The sequence below is a fragment of the Dapis brunnea BLCC-M229 genome (assembly GCF_050015995.1).
In the GTDB taxonomy this organism is placed as follows: domain Bacteria; phylum Cyanobacteriota; class Cyanobacteriia; order Cyanobacteriales; family Microcoleaceae; genus Trichodesmium.
Window position 1 is genome coordinate 1 of the sequence record NZ_JBNHEP010000195.1, and the last position, 21,913, is coordinate 21,913.

General features: G+C 35.8%; 11 protein-coding genes and 2 pseudogenes. 10 read left to right on the forward strand and 3 right to left on the reverse strand.

Going from position 1 to position 21,913, the window contains the following annotated elements; genetic code table 11:
• The first annotated feature begins 759 nt into the window (after positions 1 to 759).
• A complete protein-coding gene (gene tilS, locus ACP6PM_RS21765) occupies positions 760 to 1,788 on the forward strand; it encodes a tRNA lysidine(34) synthetase TilS (RefSeq protein ID WP_426588322.1) in 1,029 nt (342 codons plus the stop codon).
• Between the two features lie 390 nt (positions 1,789 to 2,178).
• On the opposite strand, the gene hmpF is transcribed toward tilS, so the two are convergent.
• Positions 2,179 to 3,918, reverse strand: a complete 1,740-nt coding sequence (hmpF, locus tag ACP6PM_RS21770; RefSeq protein ID WP_426588324.1) for a pilus motility taxis protein HmpF — start codon at positions 3,916 to 3,918, stop codon at positions 2,179 to 2,181.
• A 2,074-nt stretch (positions 3,919 to 5,992) separates the two neighbouring features.
• On the opposite strand from hmpF, the gene ACP6PM_RS21775 reads away from it, so the two are divergent.
• The 8 genes and pseudogenes from ACP6PM_RS21775 to rpmA all read left to right on the forward strand — a co-directional run bounded on the left by ACP6PM_RS21775 (position 5,993) and on the right by rpmA (position 19,714).
• Positions 5,993 to 7,216, forward strand: coding sequence for a response regulator (locus ACP6PM_RS21775; protein WP_426588326.1), 1,224 nt, complete (start codon positions 5,993 to 5,995; stop codon positions 7,214 to 7,216).
• A gap of 1,212 nt (positions 7,217 to 8,428) precedes the next feature.
• A complete protein-coding gene (locus ACP6PM_RS21780; RefSeq protein ID WP_124143464.1) occupies positions 8,429 to 8,794 on the forward strand; it encodes a response regulator transcription factor in 366 nt (121 codons plus the stop codon).
• A gap of 12 nt (positions 8,795 to 8,806) precedes the next feature.
• A complete protein-coding gene (locus ACP6PM_RS21785; RefSeq protein ID WP_293098318.1) occupies positions 8,807 to 9,325 on the forward strand; it encodes a chemotaxis protein CheW in 519 nt (172 codons plus the stop codon).
• Between the two features lie 200 nt (positions 9,326 to 9,525).
• Entirely contained in the window at positions 9,526 to 12,756 is a 3,231-nt protein-coding gene (locus ACP6PM_RS21790; protein ID WP_426588328.1) for a methyl-accepting chemotaxis protein, read from the forward strand.
• A gap of 104 nt (positions 12,757 to 12,860) precedes the next feature.
• Positions 12,861 to 17,270, forward strand: a complete 4,410-nt coding sequence (locus tag ACP6PM_RS21795; protein ID WP_426588330.1) for a response regulator — start codon at positions 12,861 to 12,863, stop codon at positions 17,268 to 17,270.
• A 1,142-nt stretch (positions 17,271 to 18,412) separates the two neighbouring features.
• Entirely contained in the window at positions 18,413 to 18,544 is a 132-nt protein-coding gene (locus ACP6PM_RS21800; RefSeq protein ID WP_426588386.1) for a winged helix-turn-helix domain-containing protein, read from the forward strand.
• A 322-nt stretch (positions 18,545 to 18,866) separates the two neighbouring features.
• Positions 18,867 to 19,253: pseudogene (rplU, locus tag ACP6PM_RS21805) on the forward strand (50S ribosomal protein L21); the annotation flags it as partial.
• Between the two features lie 173 nt (positions 19,254 to 19,426).
• Positions 19,427 to 19,714, forward strand: a complete 288-nt coding sequence (rpmA, locus tag ACP6PM_RS21810) for a 50S ribosomal protein L27 (RefSeq protein ID WP_426588332.1) — start codon at positions 19,427 to 19,429, stop codon at positions 19,712 to 19,714.
• Between the two features lie 601 nt (positions 19,715 to 20,315).
• Here rpmA and ACP6PM_RS21815 read toward each other — a convergent pair.
• Positions 20,316 to 20,593: pseudogene (locus tag ACP6PM_RS21815) on the reverse strand (transposase); the annotation flags it as partial.
• Positions 20,594 to 21,162: 569 nt separating this feature from the next.
• On the opposite strand from ACP6PM_RS21815, the gene ACP6PM_RS21820 reads away from it, so the two are divergent.
• Positions 21,163 to 21,291: a hypothetical protein gene (locus ACP6PM_RS21820; protein WP_426588334.1), complete on the forward strand. Its 129-nt coding sequence runs from the start codon at positions 21,163 to 21,165 to the stop codon at positions 21,289 to 21,291.
• A gap of 116 nt (positions 21,292 to 21,407) precedes the next feature.
• Here the strand turns inward: ACP6PM_RS21820 and ACP6PM_RS21825 are convergent.
• Positions 21,408 to 21,913, reverse strand: a 506-nt coding sequence (locus tag ACP6PM_RS21825; protein WP_426588336.1) for an IS66 family transposase, incomplete at its 5' end; no start/stop codon positions are given.

Sequence of the window (21,913 nt, forward strand, 5' to 3'; positions counted from 1 at the left end):
TTCCCTCTCTCAACTAGGAAATTCCTAAAAGCACAACTACTTATATCATTCATTTTTGGTAGAATAGTTATAATTAGGCTCATAGTTGGGCAATAGCTCTAATACTAACTATTGTCAGGGCTAAAGCCCAACTACAAACAAAAAATTATAAGTAATTATCCGCAATTCGTAGCTCCCCCGGAAGGGGTACGTGATATTAGTATGGTAGGGTATTTAACACAAACCAGGTTTCTCTACTTAATTTATACAAATACTACCGAATTTGATATAATTTATAGCATAAATAAGTAGCTATTCAGTTAATATAACACTTCTTCAACAAATCTAATTCATCAAAAAAACTGAGAGTTGATAATAGCTGAATTTTTACTAATTTTCTACTAGAAATAATATTAATTACGATAATAAAAACTATCCAACTTATATCAAATCGTCTTGTTTTAGAGTCCCGTAATCCACCTGGTTTATAGGAAGTAGATATTAGTATAGTGGCGTATTTAATACAAACCCGCTGACTCTACTTTTTGATAACGATACTATAGCAATCCTGAATGATTTGTGAGAATTTTTATAATAGTTAAGATTGATGAAAAACCTTGAAAATTATGATTTGTGAGAATTTTTATAATAGTTAAGATTGACGAAAAACCTTGAAAATTATGACTCCTGACTTCTAATTACCACAAAAATATTACAATTGAAATAGGATTGCTATACCAGATTTAATATTATCCTTTCAAATCAAATAAATTATGTCTAATGAATCAATCTCCCAATCAAAATTGGACACAACTCCATAACCAAATACATCAAACATTACGTCAAAGAAAATTATTACCAGAAAATCAAAGAATATTAATCGCAGTATCCGGCGGTCAAGACTCACTATGTCTAACTAAATTACTATTAGACTTACAATCAAAATGGAATTGGTATTTAGCAGTTGCTCATTGTGACCATAAATGGCGATCCGACTCAGAAGCTAATGCTAATTATGTAAAAGAATTAGCCACAAATTGGCAACTTCCATGTTATATACAAACAGCAAATAAAGTCTATAAAAGTGAAGCAGAAGCCAGAAAATGGCGTTATCAAACCCTAAGTAAAATTGCTAATAAATCTAATTTTCAATACATTGTAACTGGCCATACAGCCAGCGATCGCGCAGAAACTCTCCTGTATAATCTAATTCGTGGTAGTGGCACTGATGGACTCCAAGCCCTAACCTGGCAACGTCCCCTGGCAGAAAATTTCTTCCCCTTACTGGTACGTCCTCTATTAGAAATTACTCGTACCCAAACAGGTAACTTTTGTCAAGAGCAAAAAATCCGAATTTGGGAAGATTCTACAAACCAAGATTTACGTTATGCTCGAAACCGTATTCGCCTGGAATTATTTCCTATCCTACGCCAGTTTAACCCTCAAGCTGAATTAGCATTAGCACAAACAGCAGAAATACTCAGTGCTGAAGTCGAGTATTTTGAAAATGAAACAGAAAAGTTATTAAAGAAAGTCAAAAGAATAGATATAGATAATCTCAATATGTCTCAATTTGAGTATCAACGAGTCAGATATATCATTAATCGTTTAGTATTGCGTGAAGTTCCTCTAGCATTACAACGTAGAGTAATGAGACATATCCTACACAAAGTTTTACCCGAACGTCCTAACTTCAGTCATATTGAAAAACTAACAACTCTAATCAATGCTCCCAACCGTTCTCAAACAGACCCCTTTCCTGGAGGAGCGATCGCCAAAGTTCAACATCCCTGGATTATTTTGATATAATAACAGTTTCCAAAAATACTGCTACATTAACTTTTTTTGGGTAGTCCTGAATGGTAATGGTGAGGATATATGTTTTTTAATTTCTCCCACACTCCCCATCTCCCCATACCCCTATCCCCCGAAACTCCCGGTGCTTTTTTTACCATTACTATGCACCACCACCCTTTTTTTGTAGTTAAGCAAAACCTTAATCTTACCATACAGAAAAATTAAATAAAGAGCAAGGGTTGTTCCTACTCCCTACTCCCTACTCCCTCTTTCTTGAATTTAGTATAGTTTTCCAGTTAAGATTGAGACAAGGTTTTCTTGCCTTGAAAGAGTTTCAGTTCAAAAAGTGCTCCAGTCTTATTCAGAATGACTATATAAAAAATTACTACTCCTAAGTTAATCTTATTCAGGTTGCACAAGAATACTTTGGAGAACTTGCCCTAACTGAGCCACCTGTTCACCTATACCTTGTACTTGATTTACTCCACTTGCTACTTCTTCAAGTTGCTGTCTCAATTGTTCTAAATAACCTTCCAGAGGTAGAATTACTTCTTGATAAATAATCCCACTTCCACCCTCTATATTTGCCCTCTGCTTTTCCCTTAAACTCAACTCTAACTGCTCAATTTCATTTCTTTTAACTGCTAGTTGCTGAGTTTGGCCATTAACCATTTCTTCTTTTTGACTAATTTCGGCTTGTATTTGTTGAATTTCAGCTTCTAACTTTTGTAACTCTTCGGTCAATTGTTGTCTGTGAGTCGAAACTTGTAATACTATAGGCTTCAGGTCTATCTGATTCGACTCTTCTTGATCGGAAGAATTACCCAACCGACGCCAAAGAACCGCTTGATGCTGACTTAATATATCTTGTCTCTCCTTAAGATTTCTTTGAGAACCCACTAAAGATTCATTTAACATTCTGTAGCGGTCTTTCTCATCTGAAAGTTCTGAGTCCAAGTTAATTCTGTCATATTCACTAGCTTTGTCAATTCTTCTTTGTAAAGCATCCATTTCTTGCTGTTGTAATGCCAACTCCTCTTCCTGGTCTTTAACAAAACTCATATCTCTTTGCAAATCTTGTTGCAAACTTTGTACCAGTTCTTCTAACTCATGAAGAGACATTTTTTCCAAAGCTTCAACATCTACTTTATGAGTAGTACCATCATTATCCAATGCTGTGACTAGATTAGTCAGTTGCTCATAAAGTTGTGTCTGTGTGCCAATTTGTGCATTCAATACTTGACTATACTCTTGCTTACTTACCAGTAAAGTTTGTTGAACTCTCAATTCCGCGCTACTCTGGGCCAAGGATTCCCGATCTTGTCGCCATTCTATCCATTGGTTTTGGACATGATTAGCCAAACTCTCGATCTCTTCCTGCTGTGTATTAGAGGTTGTATTTGTTGTATTCTCCGACTGTTGTCTATGTTGCTCTAGAGTTTCCTGTTGAGTATTAACTATTTCTAAGGATTGACTTAACTTTTGTCCCAAAAAATTTGTCGGAGTTACGGCTTCAGTCAACCAAATCAATAAATCTTGAATATATTGAGATTGCTCCTCATCTAAAACTGCACCTTGAGCTAATTCTCCCTTATGTTGCTCAAACTCCTCTTGTTTCCTTTGTAATTCTAAACGCGCTGCTTCTAGTTCTGCTCGGTTTTGCCCTATCTGTTCCTGGAGTTGCTGAGATTCTTCTTGGGCTTGACTAATTTCCTGACGTTGCTCCTCCAACTTATCAATTTCAGCTTGCAGCTCTTCAAGTTGCTCCTCCTTAGCCTGTAATTCCATTTCTCGGCGATTCAGTTCTTGGGCTTGAAAAGTAAGAGATGCTTTCCATTGCTCAATTTCTTCCCATTGTGTCTTAGACTTCTCTTGGGAGCGAGAGAAATTTTGGAGAATTTTGACTAACTGACGTGCAGCATCTTGAATTTGCTGCACCTGCTTGTTATTATTCAAATCTACTAGCACCAATGCACCAGGAGAAAATTCCTTAGCTTCATCAGCCGGAATAACTTCTTCACCAGGTACAGCAGCCCAATTATGTTCGCCGCGCTGACAAGCTAGCAACTTCAAATCAGTTCTACCACCACCCAGACCACCAAAACCTGTTGGCCTTCTTTGTACTTCTGCTAAATACAGCACACTGTTATCCTCTTGAAGTATCTATACTAAAAGATTTATTTTCATAACTTATTATGTTACCACCGAAAGCAGCAACAATTACTATACTCATCTGAAATATCAGGAATGAGAAAATTATTTAACTTTGCTTCTAGGATGAATTTTACAAACAGGTAAATTTATTAAACTATGCTTTTCTTATTTTAACCAACATACTATATTTAACCAGTACCAAGTTACCTTTTTTTGACTTATAGGGAACTTAGGCAATAGTTATAAATGTTTCAATTAGAGTGTTTTATTCCTTATTTAGTTAGAGTTATTAAATTATAAGTATTCAGTTTTTTAATTAACTAGGGTACGCATCTAATGTTACACCAAGTCGAGCAAGGATTTTGAATTTCGAGGATGTGAGTAATCTCTAGCTTGTCAGTAAGTAAAGGAATAAAATCAGGGTTTTCCGGAGCATTCTGATAGGATAGCAATCCCATCTATCTACTTTAAGAACAAAACAATATTACTCAGGTAAGTAAGAAGATAAATCATAAAAGAGGGGGGCAATTAAACCGCATTCCAGAGTTGATGAAGTACAGTAGCAGTACCTTTAATACAAGTTTTTGAAGTATCGAATTAAGGTTTCATTTTTGCTTTTGCAAATCTACTATAATCACTGTACCACATTTACATAGAATAGGCTGTAAGTAGAGGGTGGTAAATTTTGTGCTTTATTGATCGTCAAATTGTCAATTAGTGAAAAATCACTTATATCAGTGGCTTGAGGCGTTTTATGGCTAAATATGTAACGTCTTTTTTTTAGCTCGATCTACTTAATTGTGTCACTTTATAGGTAAAGATATTGTTGATATACAAACATATAAACCAGAGTTTAAAAAGTCACATCAAATTTTTTCACCCCAATCAAACTTGACAATAAACAAATATTTGGTCTTAATTCAACCTATATTGAAGAATCAGAACAATTAGCCTCTGAAAAAAATAATCTTGAATATTTAATTTATAGTTGTCAAAAATAATGTGCAAATACGCAAATAAAGATTCAGATAAAATTTCTATAAGTTTAAGTTAATAATCTTGACTATTTGTGGAATAATGAAATTAAGAAGAGAAGCATTTACTTTATTGCTATAAAAACAAGTATTTATACCATTTATAAAAAGTAATGCTACACTTGGAGAGTGCCAAAATAACTATCAAAATAACAAATATAGCAATCCTATCTGATTTGTAAAATTTCTCCAGAAATATTCTTGCTGTATGTGAGTTTCAAGCAAATTACTGTTCACGAATGATTTAGGATTGCTATAGTATTAAATACTTAATATATATAGCGTTGCTCAAGTTAGTGAGGTGCAGTTGTTTGTCTTATTTTCTTATTCCCTGCTTCCCAAATTACTACTCCCTACTCCCTATTCCCTACTCCCTAAAACCAAGGAATGCGCGTACCTCACAACCATGGGAAATACTATAGGTATTTATAAATACAAATTCCAACTATAGCAAAGTTTTTGAGAATTGGTATGACCCCTCGTAAATTATCGAAAATAAATACTATTCTTAGGTAATTCCCCAATCCCAAGACTAAGCATCTCTAATAATACTGATAAAACTGTAGGTAACTAACTTTTTGTTAGTGGATTGGGGCAGCCTAGGATACCTACATAGAGATAGAAAAAGTAGTGATAGTAGAAGCTTTAATATTTTCAGAGATATCTACTATAGAAGTGAAGCAGGAGCAAAAAATTTAATGTCCAATAAGAAAAAATATTTCTTGGCATTGTAAGTCAAATAAACTACAACAATCCCATAGTATTTTTCCTCAATCTACTTTATAGTTATGATATAATTATCCTAACTAATGTAGAAATACCTTATGATATTTAAACACTCTATTCTGAAGCCATAGATGGTAAACTCAGAATATAATCTCGGTAATTGTGCCCAAAATGAAATTAATTCTCTCAAAGCATATTACAAGTTATTAAAATACTTGGTTATTGTTCACAAAACGATAAGGGATGTGAATCTTCCCTCTATATCTACATTTATCATCTAAAAGATTTATTTTACAAGCTGCATGCAGGGAAATTTAAGTGAAATTGATATCCGCAGCATCCTGCAACTTATAGACTTAGGTCAGCGAACTGGTGAATTGTTTGTTAAGGCCTACAGCTCATCAGTTGGCAGTAATATTGCTGAACCCCGACAGCACTTTCCCGCAGAACCATCTTGGTTTGTATTTTTTCTGAGTGGTCAGATTATCTACGCTACCCCAAGTGCAGGTAGTTTATCCCGTTTGAGAGACTACTTACGTCGCTACAAAGCAGATCGATATCTCGAGACAATTAAAGTTCCTTCTGTTGCGTCTGTCAATGCACCTGAGTATGGATATTTATGGGCTTTGCTGGAAAAGGGTATTCTCACACCAGCTCAGGGACGCAGCATTATCCATAATATGGTTCGTGAAACTCTATTTGATTTGCTAAGTCTCCGTCGAGGAGCATTTATATTTGAGCTTGGCCCAGCACTAACACCTCAGCTAACAACCTTAAAAGTCAGCTCATTATTGGCCAAAATTATCCAGCAGATACAAGAATGGAACCAATTTTCTCCTTACATTCATTCTGCTGAACAGTGTCCAGTAATTTCCGATCCAGTCCAATTAAAAAAAGCATTAAGGCCAAACATATATAATATTTTAAGTCATTGGTCAGATGGCCAGACATCAATGCAGCAAATAGCTAGATATCTAAACAGAGATGTGTTGACAGTAGCTAAGGCCATTTATCCTTTTGTGCAAAAAGGGATAGTGCAATTGCTTGACCAATGTTCAAAAACAACTATGGTCAAAAAACCAAAGTCATTGCAACGAGAAACAAAAATTCCGAAAGTAGTATGTATTGATGATGATTTAATTATTAGGGAAAAAGTTAAGTCAATTCTCAATGAAAATGGTTATGAGGCCAGTATTCTCAGCGATCCTCTCAAAGCATTAGGCGAAGTATTTCAAATTAAACCAGATTTAATTTTATGTGACATTGCTATGCCTGAACTAGATGGGTATGAGATTTGTGCAATGTTGCGTAACTCTACAGCATTTCGCCAGACACCTATTATTATGCTTACTGGGATAGAAGGATTTATCGATCGGGTTAAGGCCAGAATAGTTGGAGCCACACACTACTTGACTAAGCCTTTCGGAGAAAGTGAATTACTAATGTTGCTGGAAAAGTATATTGGACCAGGATTAGTAATAAACTCTCAAGTTGAGAGAATATTATCAAAAAATCCAGAAAATTAAGATAGTGTTGATCGAAGCAGATATCATAACAGTTTTCATCCTAGATAAACGACAGTGGGCAAAACAACCCCAAAGCGTTTTCTGACTCCCAACTCCCAAAGGATTTTGTGGTTACTAATTATGAAAAGGGCTGTAATACCAATTTAATAAATTTTTGCTACAAATATTTAGGGTGTTTTTGAGGAGGAGTGAGTCAGAATGAATAGTTTAAATACCATTTCTTATTATTGCTCTTCTCTGTTTATTCAAAAGGACATTTGATCGGGACTTACACAACGAAACTAATTGTAGTAGTTATATCTGGAATAATGACCAAATAATCCACCATATATAGCGGTACTGCGTAAGTCCTGTTAATGTAAAGTTTTTCTAATTTCAACCCCACCCGATCAAACAGGAGCTTTATAAAATTCTTTTGTTAATTATTAATTATTGAATTTTGTCTCCAGTATTGATTGATAGACCATTGACCTGAACTCTTTCTCTATGGCTGCTTCAGGCTTGGTTTCATACCATTGTCGTTGGTGACTCGACTCCCAACTGAGGAGAGAATTTAGATCGCTATCAATATATTAGAAAGTCGTCTGCTTCAGGGCAAGGCTTGAATCCAAATTTTTCGGTCAATAAAAATATTTCAAAATGTCAACAGACTTTATCTATACCCCTAAAATCAAAAAATAATAATACTAATCTGTGTTGCTATTGCTAAGGGGCTTTCAAACTGCCGAATGATTTTTGGTCAAGAGAAAATATAATATTATTTGAAAGACTATTGGCTACCAGCTAAATCTGGGCAAGTGGGCCATAAATCTTAAATGTTTAAAATTGGAGAAACTTATAGACAAAGTTTCTGGGCAAATTATATTGAGGATACTGACTAAACTAATCACCATATTTGTCAAATTAAAGTAACAATTAAAAGTATATGAGAAATAAATGTGTGATTTTATACATAGCTATTATGTTTAAGTCTTAGCTAGTTAGGTCATGCCTACAGCTAAACACTGAGCTAGTAAGTATATAAAAGTACCTAAAAGGATTAATATTGCTATCATAAAAGAGAGTTACTAGCCAGTATATTTAATCAAACAAATATCTATCAGTTGATCTAAATTAATTGATATAGGCCAAAAACCAAACATAGGAAATTTTAATCAATACCTATATTTTAACTATCAATAAATTTAAACCCAAGCTATCAGGTATAAAAAAATGAGCAAAGTTCTAGTTGTAGAAGATAGCGTTACCCAAAGAGAAATGATATCACAACTTCTTAAAAATAGTGGATTAGCAGTTACTGTTGCTAATGATGGAGTAGAAGCTTTGGGGCGACTAAAAAATACTAAACCCGATATAGTGGTATTAGATATTGTGATGCCAAGAATGAATGGCTATGAAGTCTGTAGGAGGATCAAATCCGATCCCAAAACCAAGAATATTCCAGTAGTAATGTGTTCTTCAAAGGGAGAGGAATTTGACCGTTACTGGGGCTTAAAGCAAGGCGCAGATGCCTACATTGCTAAACCATTCCAGCCCACAGAACTGGTAGGAACAGTTAAACAATTGTTAAGACGGTAAGTTTAAGAATCTATGGTAGGCAATGAAGAGTTTTTACCAGGCCAAGGTGCAGGAATCCAAGAATTAGACAATCCTGAAGGTGAACAACATTTGCGATTTTATTTACCTTCGGGTAATGAATTTGCTTTACTAGCAACAGATATTCGAGAAGTGATTTATAAATCTCCAGAAGGTATTACAGCTATTCCCAATGTCTCACCCTTACTTTTAGGCACAATAAATGTAAGGGGACGAGTGATTTGGGTAGCCGATCTAGCTCAATTCCTTGGAGACCCAATCCCAGTAAATACCGATCAACCTGAGATTAAAATAATTGCAGTAGAAGATCAAGACACTATATTAGGACTAGCAGTTGAACGGATTGTGGGAATGCAGTGGCTTGATGAAAAGAAGCTGAAAATGTCCACAGATGTTGCAGATGGTATGGCTCCCTTCTTACGAGGAGAGTGGATTTTTGATGATAAGGGAGAGCAGGTTCTCAGGTTACTGGATCAAGAAGCAATTATTCGCTCGGCTCGATGGGCAGCCTAAAAGGGACGTTTCGCTGTGCGACATGAAACGCATTTTTGTTATGCAACGTCCGTACAGTTGATAAGTCAACATAATTATTTGACTCAGTTAGTTTATATATAATACTTCTGAGTGAGGCTGATTCCCAATTCCTAAATTCCGTCAATGATAAAATCAAAAAACTAAAAATAAATATTATTATCTTGAGAGAGGGACAGCAAATGACATCATCCAGCACAGACTTTTTGCAAGATTATCAAAAGGTAGAAGATGCCTATAGTCAAGGCAACTACGAAGAAGCCGCAGCTTTAGTTTATAACTTAATTCAGGATTATCCAGAAGACCCTAGTTCTCGTCTGCTCTGTGGTCATATATATTGTTATGGACTTCATCAGTATGATGTAGCCAGAGAACAATATCAGTTAGTCTTAGACTTAAGTGATGATCCAGAACTGCTGAATTATGCTCAACAAGGTATGAGCGATAGCGAGCAATTTATTACAGATTATTCAGCTACTTTTAGTGAGTCTGAAGAAATGCTGGAAGATATTAACTTTGATGAGTATCAGAATGAACAGTCTATAGAAGAGGAAGTTTCTAATTATTCGGAAGCGATCGCAGACAAAAATAGTCTGGAATTAGATATAAAAGACCTAGAAAATATAACAGACCCAGAACTAATCCTCAATGAAAATAGTCTGGAATTAGATACAAAAGACCTAGAAAATATAACAGACCCAGAACTAATCCTCAATGAAAATAGTCTGGAATTAGATGCAAAAGACCTGGAAAATATAACAGACCCAGAACTAATCCTCAATGAAAATAGTCTAGAATTAACAGCAGAAAACTCCGCAGGAAATTTTGATTTTGGGAAATTAGAGCTAGAAGATATAGATGATTTAGAATTAATAGATCAAGATAATAATCCTTTCACAACGAATGGTAGTTCCCATAACCATAAAGATGAAGATTCAGGATATTTAGAAGATTTGCCAGAGTTGACGCAATTTGAAGATAATTTGACTACAGATTACCAAGAAATAACAAATCAGTTGCCAAGAGAAAATGGTAAAATATCCCTAAATGGAACAAAGCAAAAATCGCCAGATGATGCAGTTTTAAATGGTAAAAATAGTGAAACTATAGAAGAAATATCTGATTTTAGTTTAACTGCAGACCTGGATGAAATCTGGAAAAAACAACAAGAAGAATTATTAAAAGAAGAAGAAATATCTGAAAATCAAACATTAGAATATGAAGACATAACAAATAATAAAACCACTCAAAATATAGACCAAGATTATCAAAAAGAAGAGTTAGACTTAGAATCACTAAATGAGGACTTTGAGAACGTAATAGATGAAATCCTAGAGAGTTCTGGGGAAATGATTACTGGTGGAGCAAATAATATAATAGAAAATAGTAGACCTAATCTAGCCAAAGGGCAAGCAACAGAAAATGAAAATCTTAACCGTAATTTTTCTGATGTAGATGAAGCTACTTTGTTGATGGAAAGTAACAATAGCTTCAAGTGGGAAGAAGCAGAAAATGAATTAGGTGAAATAGGAGATGAATTATATAATGAATGGGAGAAAAGAGAAGATGCAGGTAAAAGAGTAGTGGAAGAACTGGATAGTTTTGAGATGAATGAATTTGATGAAGCAGAATTCAGCCAAGCTTTCCATCTGGATGAAGAAGAAAATATAGATAAAAAAGCCAATGGTTTTCTAGAAGATGATGAATTTGGTAATTTTGAGGACTATGGTTCCCTGACTGATGGAATAGAAATGCCAACTGATATGACTACTCCTGAGATGGGGGCAGTAGCATCAAACTTAGAAACAATGGATACAGGAATGGTTGTCGGAGCCACAACAGGAGCGTTGTTTGATAGTAGAACCGATCCTAGTGCGATTGATAGTGAAGAAGCTATACCAATAGATCATCAACTCCCAACATTTAGCAAAATTAAAGGGGAAGAAGTAGACACAAATGTAATGGTTGAACAAGGTGGGTTAGCGTTTTGGGAAAATGCTTCCCTATATACAAAACAACTATATACAGCGATAGGAACAGGGTTAGTATCTTTAATAGCAGTAGCTTTTGTCAGTAATATAGTCTCTTACAGAGCTTTGCAAGAGCAAAAAACAGAAGTAATTTCTGATTTGCGTAGCACTGGTTGGATAATGACAGGTATAGCAGGAGTAAGCAGCTTTTTAACTGCTTATAGTCTTGGCAAAATCACTACAAACCAAATAGAAAGAGCAAACAAAGATTTAAATACTCAATTCGATGTAATTTGTGATGGTAACTTAAAAGCTATAGCAACAGTGTATTCAGAAGATGAATTTGGTAAGCTTGCTGCCAAATTTAATCATATGGCTAAAGTAATCCAAGCAACTTACACGGATGCTCAAAGAAAAGCAGAAGAAAATGAACAGGCAAAAGAAGATTTACAACGGCAAGTAATTCGCTTATTAGATGATGTAGAAGGAGCAGCTCGTGGAGATTTGACCGTGAGTGCTGAAGTTACAGCAAATGTTTTAGGAGCAGTCGCAGATTCGTTTAACTTGATTATTCAAAATTTGCGGGAAATTGTTCATCAGGTTAAAGAAGCTGCTCAAAGGGTAAGTAGGGGTTCTATGGATAGTGCTACCTTTGCTCAAGGTTTATCTACAGACGCTTTGCGACAAGCAGAAGAGTTGGCGGCGACTCTGCAGTCTGTGCAAGTGATGACTGATGCTATTCAACGGGTGGCTGAAAACGCCCGCGAAACAGAAGATGTAGCTCGTTCAGCAGCAGCTTTAGCATTAAAAGGAGGGGAAACAGTAGACCGTACTGTAGCTGGTATTCTCCAAATCAGAGAAGGTGTAGCAGATGCAACTCGAAGAGTGAAACGTTTATCAGAATTTACCCAGGAAATCTCCAAGATTGTAGGTTCAATTTCTGCTATTGCTTCTCGCACAAACTTGTTGGCATTAAATGCTAGTATTGAGGCAGCTAGAGCAGGAGAAGCAGGTAAAGGATTTGCAGTGGTGGCAGATGAAGTCCGACAGTTGGCGGATAGATCGGCTAAAGAATCTAAGAATATAGAACATACAGTTATGCAAATCCAAACTGAGACAGGAGGAGTAATGACTGGAATGGAAGAAGCAACTCAGCACGTTATTAAAGGAACAGCTTTGGCAGAAGAGGCAAAGCAATCTCTAGAAGATATTGTTCAAGTTACAACAAGAATTGATGTATTAGTACGTTCTATTGCTGCAGATACAGTAGAACAAAATGAAGTAGCCCAATCAGTATCGAAAGTAATGCAGGCAGTAGAAATGACTGCTCAAGAAACTTCTCAAGAATCTCAACGAGTTTATAGTTCCCTCCAGAATTTAGTGGGTGTTGCTCGCGATTTGTTAACTTCAGTAGAGCGTTTCCGGGTAGATCCAGCAGAGTAATAAAGTAGAAATTGTTAGGAAATTATCAGCAGATTTTTTCATAGTTATGCCAACCATAATCAATAGTCAAAAAAAATTCTGTTGACTTTAGAACTATAAAAAATATGCAAACTGAACAAACACAAAAAATCATGGGCTATTTTATTGGGGAGGCAAAAGATCACCTCAATACGATAGAGCAAGGATTATTAAATTTAGAAGTCATTATAGAAGATCCAGAACTGTTAAGTGAATTATTTAGAGCAGCTCATTCTGTTAAAGGTGGAGCCGCTATGTTAGGAATTAATAGTATACGATACATCGCTTATAGATTAGAAAATAGTTTTAAAATTTTGCAAGAAACTGTAGTTGTTAAAGTAGATGAGAAATTAGAATCTTTATTTTTGAGTATTTTTGATATTTTACAAGATTTATTAGAACAACTTTCAAATTTCGGTTTGACAGAAAAAGAAGAAAAAATTACACTAGAAACAATAGAACCGATATTTATGGATTTAGAAGAATACCTGGATGATATAGTAGGAGAAAGTCGAGGCATATTTTCAGGAAAAATTCCCGAAGTAAGTAGTGGAAAAGAAAATTTTTTTAGGGTAGAAGTACCAGAAAAAATGCAAGAAATGTTAATTTTGTTTAAGCAACATGATGATGCAAATACAAGAAAGAATTTGAGAGAGGTAAGTGATTTTTTAGCAGACAAAGGCAAAGAATATAATGTATCATCAAATTGGAGGGAATTAATAGATGTAGTTAAAAAAGCGGTCAGTAATACGGAAAATACATACTATATCTTGGCTCATAATATAATTAAAAATTTGAAACAAGCTCAAGAATTGATTATCGACCATCGAGAGCAAGAAATAGTAATAGACGAAAATTTAAAATCCTTAGCAAAGGATGTTGAAAAAGACAATAAACATCATATAAAAATAGGTGAACTAGATATGTTAAATCAAACAAAAAATCAACTAAATAAAAATAATCTCAACCAGGAATTCGATAGACAAAATAACACAATAATTAATAATGAAGAGTCCATAGACGACTGGTTCAATAGCTTAGAAAGTACAGATGTAGATAATAATAATTATAACTTAATGGTAGAGAAAGAAAAAAAAGGTCCAGAAGTAGGAGCATCAGAACTAAATAGTTTAGCGGATTTATTTGAAGGAGAAACACCAGATTTAGATTCTAGTTGGGAAGAAGAAGAAATACTAGATAGAGGAAAATTAGAAGCAGATAAACTAAAAATATCTAAAATTAATAGTGATGATTCAGGTGACTTATCTGACTTATTGTTTGATGTTAATGAAGTGGCAAGATTACCAAATTTCCCTAACAAAAATGAATGGGATTTTGTGAATCCAGCCGATGAGGAATTCTCGGATTTATTTGATGAAATCGGAGAAAATGAACTACATAAAAATAGTAATTATAAAATACAAAATACTAATTCACAACAAGACAAAAGTAATCAAAGAAAACCCACAGCGGATTTATCCGATCTCTTTGGTGACTTAAATAATGGAGACTTATCAGAATTAGAGGATGTGAATGAGTCAGAAATTGACTGGCAGTTAGACATTGATTTAGAAGCAAATACTTCTGAAGGCAAAATCAACTCTACTCCCCAGAATAAAGTGGAAAAATCCCACTTGGATGAATTAGACTTGAGTGATTTATTAGCAATTCAAGATGTAGAGCAAGAGATACAAAGTGAGACAAAAGCAGAAAAATCTCAGCTCAACACAAACACTACAAATGATTTAACTTCTACAGGATCGGAGTTAGAAGCACTTTTTGAAGATTTAGAAGAAATACCAGTAGAATCAGAAGATTTGACATCTAGTCTGGAGGAATTATTCGATCAACAAGATGTAGACTCTTCAGACTCACAAAATTTAATCAATGTGGAGCAGTTAGACTGGCAAGATTTTACACAAAACGATAATAATGATTTGAATAGTTTATTAGACGATCAAAATCTAGACTTTACTAACCTATCACCAGAAAATACAGTTGGAAGTAATGACAAGACTCAAGAAAATAATGAAACTTCGGCAGATTTACAAGACCTATGGCCTACATTAGAAGAGCCAAAAGATCACAATGGAATTAATCAAAGTACAGATGAAACAGTAGATTTAGATAAGTTGCTAGATATAGTAACTGAAAAAACTTTTGTAGAGACACAACAAAGTAAACAATTAATAGTTAATAACCAAACAAAAATAGAAGATTATGAATTTATTGCTTTAGAAGCAATACTCAAAGCTGAAAAATCTGAAAATTACAATGTTTTTGTACAACTAGAAAAACTATTAAATGGTATAGAAATCAACTCGACATCTACAGCAAATACAGTAGTTGCAGACAAAAGTCCTACACAGGAAGTATCCGCAAGTATAACGAACAAGTCAGAAGAAGTAGAAGATACATTAGATAGGGAAGATAAATCCTCACAAAATTCTGATATAGATACCTCTAAATCAAATAAATCAAAAGTAGTTTCTACTGCTAATACTCCTCGCCGAAAATCTCGCCCTTTAGAACAAACAATTAAAGTACCTGCAAAGCAACTAGATAATCTTAGTAACTTGGTAGGTGAACTGGTAGTTAATCGTAATAGTTTAGAACAAGGTCAGGAACGAATGCGTCAGTTTCTAGATAACCTACTCCATCAGGTAATGCTACTCAGTGATGCTGGACAAAGAATGCACGACTTATACGAAAAAACTCTTTTAGAAAGAGCAATTTGGGACAGTCGTCATGGACATCGGTCTAGCAATACCTCTCATATACCAGATACAGAAAATGAAAGTAATACTGGAAAAAGAAAGTTTGATGACTCTCTCGATCTCGATCGGGTAGAAAACTTCACTCCTTTCCACTTATTAGCTCAGGAAACTATTGAATATATTGTCAGAGTACGAGAGTCTGCCTCTGATATAGAATTTTTGGTTGATGATGCAGAACAAGTAACTCGTCAACTACGACAGGTGACAACTCAACTACAAGAAGGGTTTACAAGGTCGAGGATGATACCTTTTTCTCAAACGGTACAACTGTTACCTCGTGCTGTACGAGACATTTCTATGGAGTGTGGTAAGGAGGTAGAACTACAGGTAGAAGGGAAAGAAACTTTGATTGACAAAATGATTCAGGATAAGCTTTCTGACCCGATGAAACATTTAATGAATAATGCTATAACTCATGGGGTTGAAACACCCCAAGAACGTCTAAGTGCAGGTAAGTCTCCCAAGGGTAGGATCACAATTCGTGCTTTTCACCAAGGGAATCAGACGGTTATTTCGGTTGCAGATGATGGGGCGGGAATTGATCCGGAAAAAGTGAAGAATAAAGCGGTCAAAAAAGGTGTGATTACTCAAAAACAAGCTCAAGGAATGTCTGACCTGGATGTTTATGACTTACTCTTTCATCCTGGTTTTAGTACCAAAGATAAAGCTGATAATTTTTCAGGTCGCGGAGTAGGGTTAGATGTGGTGAAGACTAATTTGACAGAGATTCGAGGTACTATTACTATTGATTCGACTATTGGCAAGGGTACAATATTTACAATTCGCTTACCACTGACTTTAAGTATCTCGAAAGCATTGTGTTGTATTAGCGATCGCTCCAGGATTGCTTTCCCTATGGATGGGGTAGAAGATATGGTGAAAGTTGCTCAGAATGAGGTAAAAACAGGAGAAGATGGGCAGAACTACATAGAATGGCGCGGTGCAAAGTTGCCTTTCCGTCACTTGCGAGAGTTACTGGTATATAATCGTCATCTCCGCCGAGGTAATGTTTATGGTATAAATGCTGAAGAGGATATGATTTCAATTGTGGTTTTGCGTTCTGCTTCAGTAGGTATATTTTTGGCGGTGCAAGTCGATCAGGTTTTAGAACAACAGGAAATTGTAATTAAACAATTAGAAGGTCCTGTACCTAAACCTGTAGGTATTACAGGTGCAACTGTTTTAGGGGATGGTAAAATTGTGGCGATCGCAGATGTTATTGAGTTAATTAATCTAGCAACAGGAAGACAGCGCCGAGATGAAGGTAATATTTGGTCACCTAGCAGTCAAGATACTTTATCTTTACCTACAGATCACAAGAGTGAGTCAACGGTATTAATTGTGGATGACTCAATTACAGTGCGTGAGTTGTTATCAATGACATTTAGTAAAGCTGGTTATCGAGTTGAACAAGCAAGGGATGGTAAGGATGCTTGGGAAAAACTGCGTGCTGGTTTACCTTGTGATTTGGTGTTCTGTGATATTGAAATGCCTCGGATGGATGGTTTTGAGTTATTATCTCGGATGCAAAAAGATTCTAATTTGAAGATATTACCTGTGGCAATGTTGACATCTCGCGGTGCAAAAAAACACATGGAAATGGCTTTTGAGTTAGGCGCCAAGGGTTATTTCACTAAACCATATATAGAAGATAAGTTATTAGAGGGTGCAGTTAGTATACTTGAAGGTAAAATCGTTGGAGATGTTGTTAATGCATAATTTGGAAGGCTGAATAACTAATTTGATCTAATACCAATTTGGTCAATATTTACTACAAATTCCTAGCGTTGCTGAATAAAAGTATAATTTTACAGGACTCATGAGTAGAAGTCAGGAGTCAGAAGGATCGAGTCAGGAGCTAGAAAGGAGCTTTTTCAGCACCAGTTAGAGGGGAAATAGGTCTGAAAATCACATTATAAATTTAGGAATTTCATACCGTGTTTCAGCCACGCCAAATTCCTAATATCATGTCCGACAAATTAACCATAATTCCTAACTCATAAATCTAGATTCCCTACCTTCTTGGTCTCCAAACCATGACAGAGTGATACTAAATCCGGTTTTAGTAGGAGCTTTATCATAAACTCAAAGTAACCTGAAAAAACTCTATGCCGAAAAAAGCCTATTTAGCTTCCTATTTGAGTAGTTATCAACTGAAAAAGAAGTATCTCAAAAGTCAAGCCTCTGTGGAATCAAGACGATGAAAATTACTATAGACATAGGCGTAAAAATCCAAAATAAAATCAATTATTATCCATAAATTATCAATTACTCCCCTCCTGGGAGGGGTTAGGGGTGGGTTAAGTGTTCCCAGTTAAGTGTTCCCTGTTCCCTCTTTTCTGGAGATGTCTTCTGGGAAATATCTCTAGGGTGCAATATTTTTAACAATACCTTTCGCTGCGCGATATAAAACGTACTAGTGTTGCGGAGCAAATCGCCGTAGGATTAAATTATATCATGTCCGCTTCATTAATGATAAAAAAATTTTTCTTCCCAAACCTTCTTTCTTCCTCCTGACTCCTGACTCCTGACTCCTGACTCCTCCCTAATTATTTATCACTGTTCATCCGGACATGATATTATACAGAACTACGCAAATAGATTAGGATATTTATAAATGCTCAAACTCAGTCAGAGATTACTTTTAACTTTTAACTTTTAACTTTTGACTTTTGAGTTGCGCGTAGAGCTATAGCTATGCCAGACGAAGAGTAATTAGTTACAATACTGAAGGCGAAAAGGGAATCAAAAATCGAGCTGGTTTTAACAGAGGTAATAAAAGAGGAAAAAACCTATATTAAATGAACAACAACTACAAAAACTAGCGTTAAATTTAAGAGAAAAATTTTCTAATAGTAGGTATTTGGAAATGCCCAAAAGTAGCTCGTTGCATTGAAAAAGAAACAGGAGTAGACAGACTTTGGAATCAAAGGGGGTGGGATTATTTAAAAAAGCTCAGATATTCCTGGCAGAAACCAAGGCCCAAACATTAAAAAGGAGATGAAAAACAACAACTTGAATTCAAAGAAAACTTTCTTAGATTAAAGGATATTAGAAATATTTGGTGAATAATCGTAATCAGGCAATTTTTTTTATACCTAATTAAACAGACATGATATGACTTGACTTGACAAAAACCAACGTTATCAGAAATAATAGTTAATTGTGTGTCTAAATCCTGCTCGGACCAGGTTCAGACATAGTAAAAGCTGGTAAAGCAAGAAAGGCATTTGCCTATCTCAAGTAACGAAATTACCACTCAAGGTATGAGTTTCAGAACCAGCTACCTGTACGGCAACCCCATAACACAAATTAATGAGTTACGCAATTATTGAAACAGGCGGAAAACAACTAAGAGTAGAACCAGGTCGCTTTTACGATATCGACCTTCTACCCGCAGCAGAGGGAGATCAAATTTCCCTTGAGAATGTGCTTCTAGTTCAACATGATGGTGATGTTCATATTGGTCAACCCCATGTAGAAGGTGCCCTTGTAGAAGGCACCGTTATGAGACATTTGCGGGGCAAAAAGATTATTGTCTACAAAATGCGGCCTAAAAAGAAGACTCGTAAAAAAAGAGGACATCGCCAAGAACTTACCCGCCTAATGATTGACTCGATAAGTCTTAATGGCAAATTATTGACAGCGGAACCTCAAACTTCTGCTACAGAAGTAATCCCAGTATCAACTGAGACCGTTACTGAAACTACAACGGAACCTACAGAAGTTAGTAGTCCTGTAGAAACTGTAGAAACTATCGACGCTCAAATTCCAGAGACTACAGCAGAAGTTGAAACTGCATCTGAAGAAAAACCAGAAAATTAGGCAGAATAGTTACAGCAGTCATTTATAAATAGTAAAATTCGGAGGAAATTATGGCCCATAAAAAAGGTACTGGTAGTACCCGCAACGGTCGTGACTCTAACGCCCAGAGATTAGGTGTTAAACGTTATGGTGGTCAAGTTGTTAAAGCAGGTAATATTCTTGTCAGACAACGTGGTAGTAAGTTCCATGCAGGCAATAATGTTGGTGTCGGTAGTGACTATACTTTATTTGCTTTAGTTGAAGGTGTCGTAACTTTTGAAAGAAAAGGTAAAAGTCGGAAAAAAGTTAGCGTTTATCCTGTAGCTCAAGAAGCTAATGTTGCTTTAGCTGAAGCTTAAATCATTTTAACTTAAGCTAGCCAAGAAATCCCGTGACCTCTAATATCATGTTCGGTAGAACAGTTATAATTAGGCTCGTAGTTGTGCAAGATCCCTAATACTAAGTATTGTAAGGGTTCTTGCACAACTACAAACAACAACTTTATTATAACCCATATTCCGCTTTATTATAACCCATATTCCGCACGTCAAGTTGTAATATTAAAAGTAGTATAAAAAATGGTAGCGCGGGTTCGTATTTATACTCTATAAATCCTATTCATTGACCTTTCTCAGGAGTCAGATTCTCAGGAAAATATTAAGCATAAATACTCAATTACTTACTCCTATTGACCACTTTAATTGCCTCCTGTTTCCTGTCTCCTGTCTTCTGTCTCCGTTTTTCATGCTACATTTTGTCGTGCGGAATGTAGGTTATAAGTAATTATCCGAATTATAAGTAATTATCCGAACATGATATAAGAAATGTTTTGCTGCACGACATCAAAGGAGTCGTTTGGGAATTGTAATTTCTGAAACCTTTGTAGAGACCTTTTATATAAGGTCTCTACATTATTTTTTGGAGAGATATTTTGATCAAATTTAGCAGTTGAAGCAAAGGTTAGGAGGTTAACTTAACAGCATAATCAACTATACGAAAATTTTCTATTGTTCCTTCTGACTTTCTGACTCGGTTTTGAATGGGAAACCAATAATGTTCTATTTTATTTAAGTCAGGAGAATATGGTGGTCAATATTCAATTTCACAATCCACTAATTCTATTAATTCTCTAATTTTAGGGGTATGTTACAACTTGCATTGTCTAATATTACGAGCTTGTCCTGTTTTTAATTCTGGCAACAATTTTTTTTTTACCATTTTTCAAAAAACACAGGGTTACCGAATAATTAATAATTAATAATTAATAATTATTAATTAAATTCAGGTTAAAAGCCTTTCCTTTCAAGGGGAAAAAGCGGTTGTTTGCGTTAATGTTTCGGCTGTCGCCGACATGAAAAGCGTTAGCGTTAGCGTTAGCGAAGCTCCTCTGTAAGAGGCAGCTCCTCTGTAAGAGGCAGCTCCTCTGCAAGAGGCAGCTCCTCTGTTAGCGCAGCTCCTCCGAAGGAGGCAAGAGGCAGCATGACCTAGGATGGGATGCTGAGGAAACCTAGCCAGATCCAATCACCAATGCGAGAAAAGTGCTAGGATATTTCCTGATATTCAATTCCGTTACAGTTTTAACCAGAGGTAATTATCCATTATCCATTATCCATTATCCATTATCCATTATCCATTAATGGAAAGAGCCTTCGGTCCGTCAATAGAGCAACTAATTTTCCCGTAAGGATTCAGGTGAGAGCGATATAGCTGCCGCACTTGCTCCGCCAACGCTTAACAGGTCTTGGTCTATAACTTCAGGAAATCTGGTACAGGTTGACAAAACATCAAACTAGGCTAAACTAAGGACATGAGTGAGTCAGTACCACCCCTAAGTCTGGAAAACCTTAACCAGTATGTCAAAGAAAGAACTGGTGAGGATGCTATGGGCTCCACAAAAAGCGATCGAAAAACAGAATGCGAGAAATTGAGAAATTAAGAATTAGTAGAGATTTAGACAGCAAAAGTTTCTCCAAACCACCATCAACAGAGCGTCAGGATTCAGGTCAAAGCGATATAGCTGCCGCACTTGCTCCGCCAACGCTATTGAATGATTCAGGTATCAGATGTAGGAATTAGAGAAATAGCTGATAACTCAGAGGATGGAGAGATCGCCTTTAAAGACTCCTCAAAGAAATCAATCACTGAACGTCCCTGACGACGACAGGTTTGGACCACACTCAGTAAATTAGCTGTGTGTTGAAATCTTTCCATGCTTCTGGAGCCACCACTTACCTTTCTTTTGGTGATTGCCAAGCGTAATGAACGTTCTGCTAGATTATTATCAGGTGGTATCTCTGGGTGAGATAGAAAATACCACCATTGATCGGCTTTGAGCTTGAGACTGTGTAACAATTTTCCGGCCTCATAACCTGCTTTGTTGCTCCATTGTTTGAGGGTTAACTCTACCCTATGTTTAAATTTAACAGCCCAGTGACCATAAACATCACGCTCTTGATTTTGTTGCCATTGACTATAATGACGAAATCCCTCATCAATTAAGTCTTTAAAAGCTTTCCCAATTTTTGACTGTCTATTTTTAGCGATCGCCTGTTTTTGAT